The following is a 14,072-nucleotide window of genomic DNA, read 5'->3' on the forward strand; positions in this document are numbered from 1 at the left end:
ATAAGATCAACTCTTATGCAAATTCGTTAATGCGGTGTTAGGATTATACTTAGCGAGGCAAATCAGACCTTTCAGCTTTTAACAAAAACACGCAATACCCCCGTCGCGATATAGCATTCTAAACTGTTTTTCAACACGACTTAAATTAACGCTAAGTAATAATTGCGATATTTTTTAATTTGTAATATGACATCGGGAAAAGTAAGAAACGAAATGAAGAGCAAACAAGAACTCAGGGATTTAATTTCTCATCGTGCAGAGGAGATTAAATCGCATAAGGATATAGAGTTAGTCATGCAGAAACATTACAAACTTATGTTTAAACTTTATCTGACTAAACCTCTCTATTTTAAGGTTATTTTCAAAGCCAATCGATTTATTATTGGAACCGCTGTCATGACCTATTTTTTCACGACAGAGAATCCTACTCTCCGACAAGTGAAAGACTTTTGTAAGACAACGGGATTAATCAGTGAAAATACCGTTGACTCTTTCCTGCTCTTTATTCGTGTGGGCGGGCGAATGGAAGTTAAAAAGGATCCGCTGGATAAACGAAAGCTGAACTATACGGTGACATCAAGAGCGCAGGATGAAACCCGCGCGCTCATTAATACCATGATGATCCCCTATGGCATGTTGTACCCGGATTTCGATGTTTCACGCTGCCTGAAGATGGAAAATTTCAATGCTGATTATTTTCGGATGTATTCGGAAATCATCCTCAATCAGATCTATTTATTCGATATGGTCCCCGATTGTAAGGAGTTCATTTTCAGGGACGCCGGGCACATGATGCTGATGGATTTGTACATCGAAAGCATCCGTCAGCAGAATGCGGTAATCGAGTATAACTATCTGAAAGCTTCGCTAAAATGCGGGGTTTCCCGCTCACACATTAAACGATGTCTGAAAGCCGCAGAGGCCGGTGGTCTGCTGAGGCTCGACTCTGCCAATAACACGATCGTGTTGCATCTGACCTTCATGCAAATGGTGCTCAGCTATTTTTCCGTTTACATGGCGATGGTCGAGTATGGGCTTAGCGGTCTGCCAGATATGACACAACGCCCCTGCTGATTGCGTTGTTTTGTGCGGCCTCTCCGGGCCTCTGTGCGGGATAAAACCGGTGGCTTGAAAACTCACTCCCCAAAAATTGTGGTTCAGATCACACTTCAATTATGTTAACGTTAACACTTGTGATTAACATCATAAACTCGCCTTATAACATCTGTGAAAAACTGAAAGTTAACGTTAACAATGTGGTCTACACATTCTAATAATGAACGGACACACATATGAAGAACAGCAACCGAAGTCCTTACACATTGCTTAGCGGATTACTTTTTTGTTTTTTCTACACCTGGTCATCAGCCTTCTCGCTTATCTCACTCTGGTTAAGTCAGAAGATTGGTCTGCGGGGTGCTGACACCGGATTATTATTTTCTGCCATCGCCCTGACGGCGCTGTGCGCTCAGCCGTTGTACGGTTTTATTCAGGATAAGCTGGGGTTACGCAAAAACCTGCTCTGGGCCATTGGTTTTTTGTTGCTGCTCAGTGGCCCCTTTTTCATCTTTATTTTTGCCCCGCTGTTACAGGCCAATATTTTAGCGGGTGCGTTGGCCGGCGGGCTTTATGTCGGCGCCACTTTTTTTGCCGGAATTGGGGCGCTGGAGTCGTACACCGAACGTGTAAGCCGCATTTTAGGCTTCGAGTTTGGCAAAGCCAGAATGTGGGGATCGCTGGGCTGGGCGGCTGCAACGTTCTTTTCCGGAATGCTCTTTAACATCAATCCAAATCTTAATTTCTGGATGGGCTCCTGTTCCGCGCTGATATTCCTGTTGTTATTGTGGGGATTACGCGAAGTCAAAACCGATGCTCTGAGCCAGCTCGAGTACGGCAAACCGGGTAATTTGCACCTGTCCGACGCCATTGACCTGTTCCGCCTGCCCCGCTTTTGGGCGCTGATTGTGTTTGTCACCGGCGTCAGCGTTTATAACGTGTATGACCAGCAATTCCCGGTGTACTTCGCGTCACTTTTCCCGGACGTCAGAAACGGCAACGAGATGTACGGCTTCCTGAATTCCTTCCAGGTATTTCTGGAAGCGGGCGGAATGTTCCTTGCACCGTTTGTGGTCAATAAGATTGGCGCTAAAAACGGCTTGTTGCTGAGCGGTCTGATTATGGCTCTGCGCGTCTTTGGTTCCGGACTGGCCGCCGATGCGGTCACGATTTCGTGCATGAAACTGCTGCACGCCGTGGAATTACCCATTCTGCTGATCGCCATGTTTAAGTACATCACCACGCGCTTTGACCCTCGCCTTTCTGCCACGCTTTATCTCGTGGGTTTTCAGTTCATTACGCAGGTCTGCGCCAGTGTATTTTCACCGCTGGCGGGCAAAGGCTATGACGTGATCGGCTTCGCCGACACCTACATGATTTTGGGCACGCTGGTACTTTCCCTCACTCTGATTTCCGCTTTCCTTCTCACCGGTGATAAGAGCCGGACTCCCTGTTCAATGGACTTTAAAAAGGGCGAAAACGTATGAAACAGCGACTTGAACGTGCTGAGCACGCTTTGCAGGATGCGGCAGAAAAACGCGGCGATGCATTCTACCCACTCTTCCACCTTGCCCCACCGGCTGGCTGGATGAACGACCCGAACGGTCTGATTTTTCATCAGGGCCTGTACCACGCTTTTTATCAGCACCACCCGTTCAGTGAAAACTGGGGGCCAATGCACTGGGGGCACGCCGTCAGCAAGGACATGGTGAACTGGCAACATCTCCCGGTTGCGCTGGCGCCGGGCGACGATGATGACCGCGATGGTTGCTTTTCCGGCAGCGCCGTGGATGACAACGGCATACTCAGCCTGATTTACACCGGCCATGTCTGGCTTAATGGTGAAGGCAATGACAGTGCCATCCGCGAAGTGCAATGCCTGGCCACCAGCGAGGACGGCATTCATTTCACCAAACAGGGCGTGGTGCTCGCCCCGCCGGATAACATCATGCATTTTCGTGACCCGAAAGTCTGGCGTGAAAACGGTTGCTGGTGGATGGTGATCGGCGCGCGCGATGACAGCGACTGCGGGCAGGTACTGCTCTATAAAGGCAAGAGCCTGCAACAGTGGGAACTGGATCGCGTACTGGCCAAAGCGGACAGCCATACCGGCTATATGTGGGAATGCCCGGATTTCTTTCCGCTCGGCGATGAACATATTCTGATGTGTTCTCCGCAAGGGATCAAAGCGCAAGGCTATGATTATCAGAATTTATTCCAGAGCGGATGCCTGCGCGGATCGTGGAAACCGGGCCAGGACTTCATGATTACGGAAGGCTTTGCCGAGCTGGATCATGGCCATGATTTCTACGCGCCGCAGTCATTTACGGCGGCCGACGGACGGCGGATTGTTATCGCATGGATGGACATGTGGGAATCAGTAATGCCGTCAAAAGCAGAAGGCTGGGCAGGCTGTATGACATTGCCCCGTGAACTGACGCTGCGTGATGGCAAAGTGCGCATGATGCCGGTGGAAGAAGTTCGGACGCTGCGCCGTGAACATTATCCGATCACTCCGTGCGTGCTCAGAAACGACGTACGCCCTCTGATGGAAGACGCACAGGCCGCGGAGATCATCATGCAATGGGATCTGGCCGCGTCAGATGCGGAAAGCTTCGGGATAAAACTCGGCGAAGGCGTATCCTTTTTTGTGGATACACAGGCGCAAAGACTCTGTCTGGAAAGGGACTTCCCGATGCACGGGATCAAAGACGCCCGCAGCACCGCACTGCCACCGGGTAAGCTTCTGGATTTACGCATTTTCATCGACCGTTCTTCGGTGGAAGTTTTCGTCAATCAGGGAGATGCGACGTTCAGCAGCAGAATTTATCCGCAACCCGGCCAGCGCGCCCTCTCCGTTTTTGCTACATACGGTAAAGCAACCTTCGTTCAGGGTGACTTCTGGACGCTGAGCGCAGGTTGATTATGCGGAAATTGTATAAAGAAAAGACCTTATAAAGACTCGCGCTCCAGTACAGGGGAATCGATTTTTATCAATCCCTGATTGGGGCGCTGTTCGATCAGATGCAACACCGCCTCGCGGCCAATTTCGCGGTGAGGCAGCTGAACGGTGGTCAGCGGCGGAATAAATAAATCGCCGATACCGACCATATTGTCGTATCCCAGCACGGCAACCTGCTGCGGGATCTGAATCCCCTTCGCCAGCAAGACCTGATAAGCCAGAAAAGCAATGCGGTCATTGCCGCAAATCAGCACGTCAAAGTCAGGTTTGCCGTCGGGCGCAAATCTTTCCAGAATCTGCACAATGTCACGGTAATGTTCATCACCGGGTTCCATATGGAACTGGCGAAGTTGTGCCGCCGGCATTCCGGCTTCGCGCCAGGCCTGCTCTGCACCAGCGCGACGGCGGATCCCGGCGGGAATGGATTCCGGTAAATAAAAGCACAAAGGATGCCGGTATCCCTTTTGCAAAAGCAATTTCATGGCCTGATACTGCCCGCCAAAATCGTCAGGGATGTAACCCGGAAGTTCATGATCAGGGCTGATGCAGTTGGCCAGTACAAGATTTTTACCGATAAGGCGCGGCGGAATTTTCACTTCACGCAGCCCCATGGTGGTGTAAATGATGCCATCCGGGCGTTGAGAAAGGAGCTGGCTCACCGCCCGCTCGCTGTCGGCCTGCGAGGTAATGCTGACAAGAAAACTGCTCCAGCCAAATTCGCGTGCGGTGAGTTCAACAGACAGAAGAAGCTCGACGGAGAATGGCGTGGTTGCCGTGTCCAGCGCCAGCACGCCAAGCGTGGATATTTTGCTGCTTTTGCCGCGCATTTTTCGCGCGGAGAAATCGGGCACATAATTAAGTGCATCGATAGCTTCCCGCACCCGTGCCAGCGTCTCCGGCTTGAGTCGTTGCGGCTCGTTAATGGCGCGCGACACCGTCATCAGCGAAACTGAGGCCCGTTGGGCCACTTCTTTCAGAGAAGCCATAATTCTCCAGCTCATAATATTTCTATGTGCTGATCCTACACAAAAACAGGGCCGCTGCGCACTTAAAAAACCCTTCTATTGAGAGGTAAGAACATATTTAACTGAAAACATGTCCGGATATTGTTCGACTATCAGCCAGAACAGTTGAACCACTGAATACCTGAATGGGTTGTGATATATTACTGAATTATAAGTGGAGGGGGTTAACCTAATGGAATATTATCTTTTAGTCCTGGCAAAATTCGTCCTTGGTTTTTTGATCGTCATTTCACACCTGAATTTCTCAGGAAAAACACAGCTCTCTCAGATGACACCCGTCGATTTTATCGGCAACTTCGTTCTGGGTGGAATTATCGGCGGCGTCATTTACAACGATGTTATCCCATTGTACCAGTATATTATCGTGCTTATTATCGGCGTTATGCTGATATCTTTGCTAAATGCCGTCAGCAAGAGATTTTTTATCTTTCGTTCATTTGCAATTGGTAATCCCATCCCTATTATCAAGGATGGGAAGTTTATTATGGAAAACATACTTAAACGAAAAAACAAAATTGATATCCTGAACGTCGCGTCCCAGTTGCATGCGCAGGGCATTCACTCTTTTCAGAACCTGAAATATGCCCAAATCGAACCGGGCGGCCAGATCACCGCGGTCTGCGAAGGCGCGGACATGCCGTCGGTGATCCTGATTAAAGATGGCAGGATCAGATACTCAGAGCTGGACGCTATTCAAAAAGATGAACAATGGCTGCATGAAAAAATTACCTCACTGGGCGTGACGCAGATCAGCGAAATCTTCCTCGCCGAGTTCTGGCAGGGAGAAATGACGCTGGTGATGTCCGACGGGAAAGTGTGCAGGTAGTGGCTGACCAGGATAATTTTAAGCGATGCTGCTTAGGTCGGCTTTTTTTTACGTTGGCAGATGAGATTTAAGGTCCGCTTCACATAGCGGACCTTGCGCTGCTTGTTTTTGCCTTGAGCATGTCATGAATAGTAAGATATTAATGAATCGTAGACAGTAACGTTTCTAATGATTACATAGTGAAGAAAGCTTAGAGAATGAAAACCCTTCTTAATAAGTGATGCGTGATTATCTTTTTCGCAACAGTTCTATTTGCACCAGCAAACGCTTAAAACGGAATGATTGCCATCGATTATCGTCCGACCTGCGGGAAACTTCACTACTCTGAGCCATGTTAACTAACCATCAGAACTGCCAGTAAATATGAAATCAGCGTGCAGGACAGCTGCGAGCTTTCGCTCTTCGCTCTCAACAGACCTTCAGCGTCATTTGTTTGCCTGCTTTGTGCCAGGAGCGGAGATTACCCCTCGGGGCCATTAAAGATTAGCCTTGGGATGTTATGATAAATTCATTCAACTGTCGGGGTTCAATTAGGGTGAGCAAAATGCTCTTGGAAAAGCTGAAAGCACTTGAATGCAGTCTTCACGGTGGCCGGCGGAATGATCGGAAATGGCTTGAACAGATACTGCATCCCGAATTTCGAGAAATTACACGGTCAGGCGTAATAGTTGACCGCGCGGAGACGATAGCATCTCTGGCTGGCGAATTAAGTCCAACGATCATTCTTAGCAGTGATTTCCGGCTGATCAGCATGGGAGAGTACTGCGCCATTCTGCACTACAAGACGTTTAATTCGGACGGTAGCCGAGCATCCCTACGTTCTTCCTGCTGGGTGTATTCTGACAGTGAGCAATGGGAGCTGGCTTTCCATCAGGGAACACCAGAGGCGGGTGCGGTATAAGTTTGGCAATGACACGGTAAAAAAACCTCCCCACCCGGTAGGTATCTCTTATAGGCACGAAAAGCCAATGTCCGTTCTTCGCACAAAGCTGCCGGCTTCGAGGGGCTGCTTTGTGCCAGGAGCTGAAGTTGCCTGCTCGTTGAACATCGTGTTTACTTGATATCCGGTGGTCACTTTATCTGAGGGAACATTTTTTGAAGATCAAAAAGATGGTATTAGTGAGTGTAGTGATGTTAACAGGGTGTGTGGTCGCCGATATGGACTCCTCTAATTACGATTATGTTCCCTGGGTTCAGGTATTTCAGAAACCGGAGGCTTCTGGCTTAACCAATGTTGCGCAGCGTAAAGCCGATCTGTATAGCTGTGGTGTTAACCCCAGGGCAAACCTTGATAGTGGTCACTGGAGCTTGAATCGCATAGAGCCCGGAGAGACAATGGAGCGTTTTGATGCCAGGCGTAATCACATTCTGAGCTGCATGAATCAAAAGGGATACAAAGTGTATGACTTTGGTGATTGTGGCCCGATAAAAGCCCCGACAGGACTTTGTCCTAATTAGCCGGAACAAGATTGCTAAACCGACATGTCTAAACCAAACCCAAAAAGGGGCGTTACTCTCTTAGGCAGTTATGCAAACGATGTGAATAATTTCCGTTCTTCATTCAATGCAGACCTTGGTTAAGTTAGTCTATTCTCTTCTTGCCAGTAGCGGACGTTGGGAATTGAAGAGAGAAATTCAGCTATACCCTTATTTCTTAAGTCTGGCTGCTGCTTTTAAAGTAGCCTGCCGCCTCTTTTCAATAAATGGTGCAGTCTGCTCCTGTGCTTTTTTTAGCTGTTCTTCAGATGCTGTGCGGGGTGAGCCACAGGTAAAGGGAGGGGCAGGGTCGTATTCCATATGCAGCTGAATATTCTGAGCGATATCATTTCCGAACATTTCTGACACGACGTTGAGAGCAAAATCTATACCTGACGTCACACCTGCGCCAGTTATACGATTGCGGTCACGCACTACTCGCTCACTCACTGCCTCTGCACCTAACAAAGCGAGCTGATCCAGAGAAGCCCAGTGCGTAGTTGCTTTGTATCCCTTCAGAAGTCCTGCTGCGCCCAAAACAAGCGATCCAGTGCATACCGAAGTCACGAGTTTTGCTTGTTTACTTTGAGTCCGGATAAACGAAAGGACTTCTTCGTCCTCCATCAGGTTTATCTGCCCTGGACCACCCGGGACACAAATTACATCCAGTTCGGGACATGCGTTGAATGTGGTTGTTGGCTTTATAGCCATACCTCGATCAGAAACCACGAGGTCAAGGTTTTTCCAGATGAGATGAACCTTTGTGTTTGGCGCTCTTACGAAAACTTCATAAGGGCCGGTAAGATCAAGCTGAGTGAGAGCTGGAAACAGGATCAGCCCGATTGATGTGCATGCAGAATCAATCATAAAAGCCCTTTTAACTTAAAAGGATATAATGTCTTTTCCTTCAACAAAGGCAACCTCTTGTTGAACGAATAAATGTGCGCCTACTGAAGACCATGCTTAATCCAGCTGTATTTCAGTAGCATTAAGAATTTTATTACCAGTCCGAACCAAGATGACTAATGGTGAAACGACCGCTCTGCGCTCAGATCTGCCTGTCATGTCTGCTTATGAAACGGCCTTAACGTAGGATATTTTCCGTTTTCCAAGCTGCCCCCTTAATTATTGAAGAACAGTTCAGGTGTTTCTGTTTTGGAAAAAATGTAAAAACTCAGCTGTTTGTTGATTCATGGTTTCAATGGCAGCCAGATGATCAGGCTTTTTCCACTTAATACCGATAATATGCAGCAAGTCTCGGTAAAAAATACTGAGCTTCCCCCAAGGGTATAGGGTAGCTAACCCGTTATCCATTTGTTCCAACCATATGCGGCAATGGCGATTCAATTGAACGGTATACGCTAATACGTCGTTATATTGCTTCTCAAGTTCAGGCTTTAGTGCGAGCAGTTTTTCATGCTCTTGCTTTACGAGTACTTCTTGGTCCTGAAAAGCGCGAGCTTTGGTCCAGGCACCTTTCGCCGCGAAATAGATAATAGGTGCCGCGACGATACCCCCCAGTACCAACATACCCCCGCTCATTCCCGCTCCGCCCGCAGCGAGCGCACCACCTCCGAACCAGGCAAGTGTCGCGTTGCTTGCTGCGACACCGGACAACGTGCCGATGGCCGTGCCGGTAGACGCGGTACCAATGGCTGAAACAAGCGCCCATGCGCCCAGTGCCATTGAACCACCTACAGCCCCACCAAATCCCATATTGAGTACGCCGGTATACTGTTGATTAAATCGCTCAATACTTTGCGATGCATACACGGTTGTCCGGGACTGCTTATCAAGAGACAGGAGCGTGGTTTCTAACACTTGCTCGATAAGATCCAGTCTGGCTTTTACGGTTTTGAGCATGTCACCCAACTCACTAATGCGATTATTAATCTTGGTTTTTGTTCGCGTCACTTCGTCATGAGTTATTTTGTAGGAAGCATGAGTGGATTCGAAACTTGCTTTCGCGTGTTCTAGTTCCAACGACCCACCGAGTGTGACGATGGCATTTACGGTGCGAAGTCCTGATTTTAATAATCCCATGTCGTGCCTTATCTTGTTAAACCTAAATTGATTTATCATCAGGTAGGAAGGGCATGCTTGAGGCGCTATAACCGCAAGGGTTAGCACTGCGCGAATTCATAGCAGATAAAACCCCGTGATCAGGTGAAACCATGATCTGCGGCACGTTAATTAAAACACGGCAATATTAGCAGTACCTAGCATTTGTAAGAAAAATTACGAACTTCCGCTCCTCGCTCAAAGCTGCCAGTCAGTTCCTTTGATTTCCTGAAGATGTTTCAGCCGCCGTTCTGCATGCCTGGTCAGAAAACGCAGTGTGTCCAGGGCGGCGCGGATTTAACTGTAATGGCTCTGATTTTCCTGAAAGTGGTTCGGTTTAGTTGCGTCAGGGCTGTATCTAGGCAGGCGTTCCTGAAAAGTGGTTCACTGGATAGAATATGCGGTCTATCCAGGACGTGACTGTATTAACGCGCTGGGTCTCTGAGGCATAGATGGTGCGTGACTTTTTCTATGCCAGTTAAAGCAACAAAGCCAGCTCGTTCATAGAAGGTGAATGCCGATGGAGGAGCGTTTGTGTTGATAAAATCAAACCAGTGGACAGAATCCTTAAGTATCTCCCTGAGCAGGGCGCTGCCAACCTGCCTTTTTCTCCATACTGAGTCTACATAGAGATGTCGCAGACGTCCGATGCCAGTTTTTAGCGTAAATGGATCAACGTTGAGTCCACAAACGCCAACGATCAATCCATCTACAGAAGCCCCAATTAGTTTTTCTCCGGGTCTGTCAAAGCGGTTCTGTCCGCTAAGCCAGTTATCTTCCAGTCGGCGTAACATGTTAAATCCTTCAGCCATGCTCTGCGATTTTAACTCAGCAAATCCTGGGCTGTCCGGGGTGACGTTTATGAGTTGGATATCCATGATTCTCCCAGTGATTTCAATCTGCATAATCTGAACAGAATTACGGTTGTGTCCAGTATGACAATGGCACTCTCACACTTCTAATGCCATCAATGTCCGCTGCGTGCCAGGAGCGGACGTTACTGATTTTAACCTTCCGAAAAAGTAGGCGTACCAACCGATGTAACAAATGTCTGCTAAAATTTCATATGGTTTTTTTAAGGAGAATAGATTTCATATGCGAATTCCTGATTATCCTTCGCGAGATTCTGATAAATGGGCACAGGTAGACGCCTGGTTTTCTGAAAAGCTCGCCCCTGAAGACTCAGATTTAAAATACACTCTCGCTAATAACATAGATCAAGGATTGCCCGCACACGATGTATCTGCTTTGCAGGGGAAAATGCTGGCCATTTTCATTCGTATGTCACGTGCTGTCCGTGTTCTTGAAATAGGCACGCTTGGGGGTTATAGCACCATATGGATGGCCAGGGCTCTCCCACCACATGGAAGCGTAACGACAATTGAATTCAACGAGCATCATGCAGAGGTTGCTCGCCAGAATATAAACAAAGCGGGGCTGGCTGAGCGCGTTACGTTGCATATTGGGGCAGCTCTTGATGTCTTGCCAACACTTAAAGCCCCCTTTGACCTGATTTTTATCGATGCTGATAAAGTGAATAACCCACGCTATCTTGAATGGGCTATCAAACTGTCGCAACAAGGTACTGTTATCGTTGGGGATAACACTGTGCGCGGTGGCGGTGTAATCGACTCCAGCAGTGATGATCCGAACGTTAAAGGTCTGCGAGAGTTTGTTCAGATGATTTCTGAGGATGAGCGACTTGAAGCTACAGCAGTACAGACTGTTGGTGAAAAAGGATGGGATGGTTTCGTCATGGCTATCGTTAAAGCCCGGTGATGATATTTTTCGCTAAGAAGAACGAACTCACCGCCAGCTCTTAATCACAACTTCTAAAGGATTGTCAAAAGCTGTGCTGCTTGAGTTATGCCCAGAGCTTCAGCTCCTCGCTCAAACCAGCCCTAGGTTTTGCCTTTGTCTGCTTCGTGCCAGGAGCGGACCTAATTGCCTATAGTTAAAAGAGTTCAAATAAAATAAGATGTAAAATCATTTACCTTTCTAGGAGTAAAAGTCATGGCCGAACCATTTAGCTGGGAAAATTGGAGAAAAGTATACCTACACAAAAAAAATAAAAAACGAGCTTCTCTTGAACGATATGGATTGAGAAATCTTCACTCTGTTGCTAGCTTGGATTCAATTGTATCAAAAGTTCATGAACTATATTTAAAAAATAAGCAAGAGGTAGTTGTTAATGCTAAATCCGTTTGGATAGATGGAACTCCTCAGGCAAAGTTCACGGTTAATAATGGTTCTGTTTTAAACTGTGAATTAGCAGATCTCTTATTCATATGCATGAAGTAGATAACAAAAACACCACAATAGATTTCCGCGCCGTCTTATTACAAGGGAAATGTTCAGAAAAACACGATCTACTTCCAAATGGACCCTCGACAGAAAAAGAAAGGATACTACTAGAATCGATTAATAGCTGAGTTTTTTTCAAAAAAAACAATTAGAGAAGAATTATGACATGAGCTTAGCTTTATGGTTAAGTCCGCTCATCGCGGACGATTCACTTCAGCATTTACATTCCGTGCCATCAGCGAACGTTACTAACATTGTTCCGTGTAAATCTATGGCAGCCGATCAGAGATACCGGAGATGGCAGAGAGTTTTGTACTGACAAGTCAGTGGGTAAGAAACTGCCCAAGAGCGGTAAAAAGAAGCCGCAACGCCCGGCGTTACGGCTTTCGTCAAAAGCTTAACTGATAAGCATTAGGAGATAATCCGGGCTTATTTTAACGACAAAGATCAGCAATCAGTGTTGTCCGCCGCTGGCCGATAACGCAAAGGTGCCCACCGGCATAACTGGCAGGTATTTTTGGTAATAATCGTGATAGTTTTTCACCGGATCAATATCCTTAAATAAATCTGGATAAAGAGATTTAGCGATGAACTGTACCATTGTGAAATCGACCAGCGTACGAGATGCGCCCTGATATACACCGTAGAGTTTGCCATTCTGAATCGCCGGTAATGAACCCCAGCCGTCACGGTGGGCGAACCCGTTAAGTTTAGCTCTTGCTGTGGCTTCATTTACGCCGATGCCCATTTCCAGTGCTGTATCAACTTTATTGTTTTCCCTGCCGGAAATAAAAATGACATCCGGTCTGGCGACCAGCAACTGCTCAGGATTAATTTCGCCCCACTGTTTAACAAAAGGCGCTGCTATATTTTCGCCGCCTGCAAGACGCAGCATCACGCCCCACATGTTTTCACCATAGGTGAAGGAATACTCCGCCGGACCTTTATTACCAAACTCAATGTAGACTTTTGGCTTAGGCAGATTTGCCTGTCTGATCCTGTCTTCAATCAGTGTGATGTTATTTTTATAAAGCAGGGCCAGCTCATTGGCGCGGTCAGTCTGGCCGGTTAATATCCCGATTATTTCCGTAGATTTCACATGATTTTCTACCGTCTGATCATTGTAATCGAGCACGACAACCGGAATATGCAAGTTCTGAAGTTGCGTGACTTCATACTTCAGCGCCGCGTACTGCCAGCTGGCCATAATGACCACATCCGGCTTCAGGCTGATTAACTTTTCCAGTGACACATTGTGCAGGTCGATTTCGCCAATATCCGGAATGTCGGCAATGGAAGGACGGTGTTTAATATACATATCCCAGTTCGCAGGCACTTTGCCATGCCAGGCTTCACGCGAAATGCCGACAATATGATCAAACGCCTGTTCACCCCCCACCGCCATATAATCTTCGAAATAGAAACCCAATACCGCCCTTTTCACCGGCGTCTGTAAGGTTATTTTATTTCCCAGTACATCCGTCAGCGTGGTGGTGGCGGCACTGGCCTGACCGGTTATTGCAACGGACAATATGAAAAGCAAGCCTTGAAGTAACTTCATTTAATTCCCTTAGGTATTGTGTGATTATTATCTGAGGCCAAAATTTATATTTATAAAAACAGATTTATCAGATTTTAATTTAACTTAAGTTGCCAAAAAAGATTGAAAATCCCGCTCTGTCACTACCACCGTATTATTCCCATAACATTTCCTGAAATTCAATAAATTGAAAAGTGTAAAAAGAGAAGGTGTTATAATCCAGGCATTCATTTGCACTCACAGACGATAACGATGATGAATAAAATACTGGTAAGTGCTTGCCTGATGGGGTTCAAAGTGCGCTATGACGGAAGCGAGAAAGCACAAATGACCGATCAGTTGCAGCGCTGGCAAAAAGAGCAGCGTCTTGTGATCCATTGCCCTGAACTGGCCGCCGGATTGCCAATTCCACGTCCTCCGGCGGAGATTGTTTCTACAGATGGCAAAGACGTCATGCAGACGCAAATCAGAATACATGAAATTACGGGGCAGGACGTCACTGAGCATTATCAGCTTGCCGCCTGGCTGGCACTACGTACCGCTCAGGAGTCAGGTTGTACCGCTGCACTGTTAACCGACGGCAGTCCAACATGCGGTAGCCAATTCATCTATGACGGTTCATTTAGCGGCCAGCGTAAGTCAGGTATGGGTGTCGCAGCTTCGTTACTCACGGAACACGGGATAGCCGTGTTTTCTGAGAAGAGGCTGGCCGATCTCATTGCCTGGATTGATGAGAAAGAACGCTGAACATATTTTTCATTGAGGTATGAACAGGAATTAGTTTTTTGTTTATTAATGGCGTCACACCTTCTCAGGCCAATT

The 14,072-nt window shown here is 47.3% G+C and carries 14 protein-coding genes; 9 read left to right on the plus strand and 5 right to left on the minus strand.

Translation table 11 applies throughout. The features are described 5' to 3' along the window. Positions 1-213 precede the first annotated feature (213 nt). The 3 genes from J1782_RS09295 to J1782_RS09305 all read left to right on the plus strand — a co-directional run bounded on the left by J1782_RS09295 (position 214) and on the right by J1782_RS09305 (position 3,979). Positions 214-1,074 (plus strand): hypothetical protein, encoded by an 861-nt coding sequence (locus J1782_RS09295; protein ID WP_217152999.1) that lies wholly within the window; start codon positions 214-216, stop codon positions 1,072-1,074. Between the two features lie 218 nt (positions 1,075-1,292). Further along, positions 1,293-2,543 carry an MFS transporter gene (locus tag J1782_RS09300; protein WP_217153000.1) on the plus strand — a complete coding sequence of 417 codons (1,251 nt, stop codon included), beginning with the start codon at positions 1,293-1,295 and terminating at the stop codon, positions 2,541-2,543. Beyond that, on the plus strand, positions 2,540-3,979 hold the full coding sequence (locus tag J1782_RS09305; protein WP_217153001.1) for a glycoside hydrolase family 32 protein: 1,440 nt from the start codon (positions 2,540-2,542) through the stop codon (positions 3,977-3,979). Before J1782_RS09300 ends, J1782_RS09305 begins: the two co-directional genes overlap by 4 nt. Before the next feature lie 29 nt (positions 3,980-4,008). On the opposite strand, the gene J1782_RS09310 is transcribed toward J1782_RS09305, so the two are convergent. Next, complete coding sequence (locus J1782_RS09310) at positions 4,009-5,004, minus strand: LacI family DNA-binding transcriptional regulator (protein ID WP_165060566.1); 996 nt, start codon at positions 5,002-5,004, stop codon at positions 4,009-4,011. Positions 5,005-5,215: 211 nt separating this feature from the next. On the opposite strand from J1782_RS09310, the gene J1782_RS09315 reads away from it, so the two are divergent. From J1782_RS09315 to J1782_RS09325, 3 genes are all read left to right on the plus strand, one after another. Continuing rightward, positions 5,216-5,869 carry a DUF421 domain-containing protein gene (locus J1782_RS09315; RefSeq protein ID WP_165060563.1) on the plus strand — a complete coding sequence of 218 codons (654 nt, stop codon included), beginning with the start codon at positions 5,216-5,218 and terminating at the stop codon, positions 5,867-5,869. Between the two features lie 544 nt (positions 5,870-6,413). Then, on the plus strand, positions 6,414-6,770 hold the full coding sequence (locus tag J1782_RS09320) for a DUF4440 domain-containing protein (protein WP_217153002.1): 357 nt from the start codon (positions 6,414-6,416) through the stop codon (positions 6,768-6,770). A gap of 194 nt (positions 6,771-6,964) precedes the next feature. Further along, complete coding sequence (locus J1782_RS09325; RefSeq protein ID WP_254303031.1) at positions 6,965-7,327, plus strand: hypothetical protein; 363 nt, start codon at positions 6,965-6,967, stop codon at positions 7,325-7,327. 189 nt (positions 7,328-7,516) lie between these two features. On the opposite strand, the gene J1782_RS09330 is transcribed toward J1782_RS09325, so the two are convergent. The 3 genes from J1782_RS09330 to J1782_RS09340 form a co-directional block, all read right to left on the minus strand. After that, positions 7,517-8,212: a DJ-1/PfpI family protein gene (locus J1782_RS09330; RefSeq protein ID WP_217153003.1), complete on the minus strand. Its 696-nt coding sequence runs from the start codon at positions 8,210-8,212 to the stop codon at positions 7,517-7,519. Between the two features lie 273 nt (positions 8,213-8,485). Further along, positions 8,486-9,388, minus strand: a complete 903-nt coding sequence (locus J1782_RS09335) for a hypothetical protein (RefSeq protein WP_217153004.1) — start codon at positions 9,386-9,388, stop codon at positions 8,486-8,488. A 443-nt stretch (positions 9,389-9,831) separates the two neighbouring features. Beyond that, positions 9,832-10,284 (minus strand): GNAT family N-acetyltransferase, encoded by a 453-nt coding sequence (locus J1782_RS09340; protein ID WP_165060110.1) that lies wholly within the window; start codon positions 10,282-10,284, stop codon positions 9,832-9,834. A 217-nt stretch (positions 10,285-10,501) separates the two neighbouring features. On the opposite strand from J1782_RS09340, the gene J1782_RS09345 reads away from it, so the two are divergent. Both J1782_RS09345 and J1782_RS09350 read left to right on the plus strand, forming a co-directional pair. Continuing rightward, positions 10,502-11,185, plus strand: a complete 684-nt coding sequence (locus J1782_RS09345) for an O-methyltransferase (protein WP_217153046.1) — start codon at positions 10,502-10,504, stop codon at positions 11,183-11,185. A gap of 234 nt (positions 11,186-11,419) precedes the next feature. Continuing rightward, positions 11,420-11,707: a hypothetical protein gene (locus tag J1782_RS09350; RefSeq protein WP_254303032.1), complete on the plus strand. Its 288-nt coding sequence runs from the start codon at positions 11,420-11,422 to the stop codon at positions 11,705-11,707. A gap of 457 nt (positions 11,708-12,164) precedes the next feature. Here the strand turns inward: J1782_RS09350 and J1782_RS09355 are convergent, their stop codons facing one another. Then, entirely contained in the window at positions 12,165-13,271 is a 1,107-nt protein-coding gene (locus J1782_RS09355) for an ABC transporter substrate-binding protein (protein WP_217153005.1), read from the minus strand. Between the two features lie 231 nt (positions 13,272-13,502). Here J1782_RS09355 and J1782_RS09360 point away from each other — a divergent pair, with 231 nt between their 5' ends. Further along, complete coding sequence (locus J1782_RS09360; protein ID WP_152326609.1) at positions 13,503-13,997, plus strand: DUF523 domain-containing protein; 495 nt, start codon at positions 13,503-13,505, stop codon at positions 13,995-13,997. Positions 13,998-14,072 lie beyond the last annotated feature (75 nt).

The organism is Rahnella sp. BCC 1045 (assembly GCF_019049615.1).
GTDB lineage: Bacteria > Pseudomonadota > Gammaproteobacteria > Enterobacterales > Enterobacteriaceae > Rahnella > Rahnella contaminans.

What these genes read in the sequence shown, in the direction of transcription:
- J1782_RS09295 (WP_217152999.1), top strand. Translation starts at nt 214, where the DNA reads ATGAAGAGCAAACAAGAACTCAGGGATTTAATTTCTCATCGTGCAGAG.
- J1782_RS09300 (WP_217153000.1), top strand. Translation starts at nt 1,293, where the DNA reads ATGAAGAACAGCAACCGAAGTCCTTACACATTGCTTAGCGGATTACTT.
- J1782_RS09305 (WP_217153001.1), top strand. Translation starts at nt 2,540, where the DNA reads ATGAAACAGCGACTTGAACGTGCTGAGCACGCTTTGCAGGATGCGGCA.
- J1782_RS09310 (WP_165060566.1), bottom strand. Translation starts at nt 5,004, where the DNA reads ATGGCTTCTCTGAAAGAAGTGGCCCAACGGGCCTCAGTTTCGCTGATG.
- J1782_RS09315 (WP_165060563.1), top strand. Translation starts at nt 5,216, where the DNA reads ATGGAATATTATCTTTTAGTCCTGGCAAAATTCGTCCTTGGTTTTTTG.
- J1782_RS09320 (WP_217153002.1), top strand. Translation starts at nt 6,414, where the DNA reads ATGCTCTTGGAAAAGCTGAAAGCACTTGAATGCAGTCTTCACGGTGGC.
- J1782_RS09330 (WP_217153003.1), bottom strand. Translation starts at nt 8,212, where the DNA reads ATGATTGATTCTGCATGCACATCAATCGGGCTGATCCTGTTTCCAGCT.
- J1782_RS09335 (WP_217153004.1), bottom strand. Translation starts at nt 9,388, where the DNA reads ATGGGATTATTAAAATCAGGACTTCGCACCGTAAATGCCATCGTCACA.
- J1782_RS09340 (WP_165060110.1), bottom strand. Translation starts at nt 10,284, where the DNA reads ATGGATATCCAACTCATAAACGTCACCCCGGACAGCCCAGGATTTGCT.
- J1782_RS09345 (WP_217153046.1), top strand. Translation starts at nt 10,502, where the DNA reads ATGCGAATTCCTGATTATCCTTCGCGAGATTCTGATAAATGGGCACAG.
- J1782_RS09350 (WP_254303032.1), top strand. Translation starts at nt 11,420, where the DNA reads ATGGCCGAACCATTTAGCTGGGAAAATTGGAGAAAAGTATACCTACAC.
- J1782_RS09355 (WP_217153005.1), bottom strand. Translation starts at nt 13,271, where the DNA reads ATGAAGTTACTTCAAGGCTTGCTTTTCATATTGTCCGTTGCAATAACC.
- J1782_RS09360 (WP_152326609.1), top strand. Translation starts at nt 13,503, where the DNA reads ATGATGAATAAAATACTGGTAAGTGCTTGCCTGATGGGGTTCAAAGTG.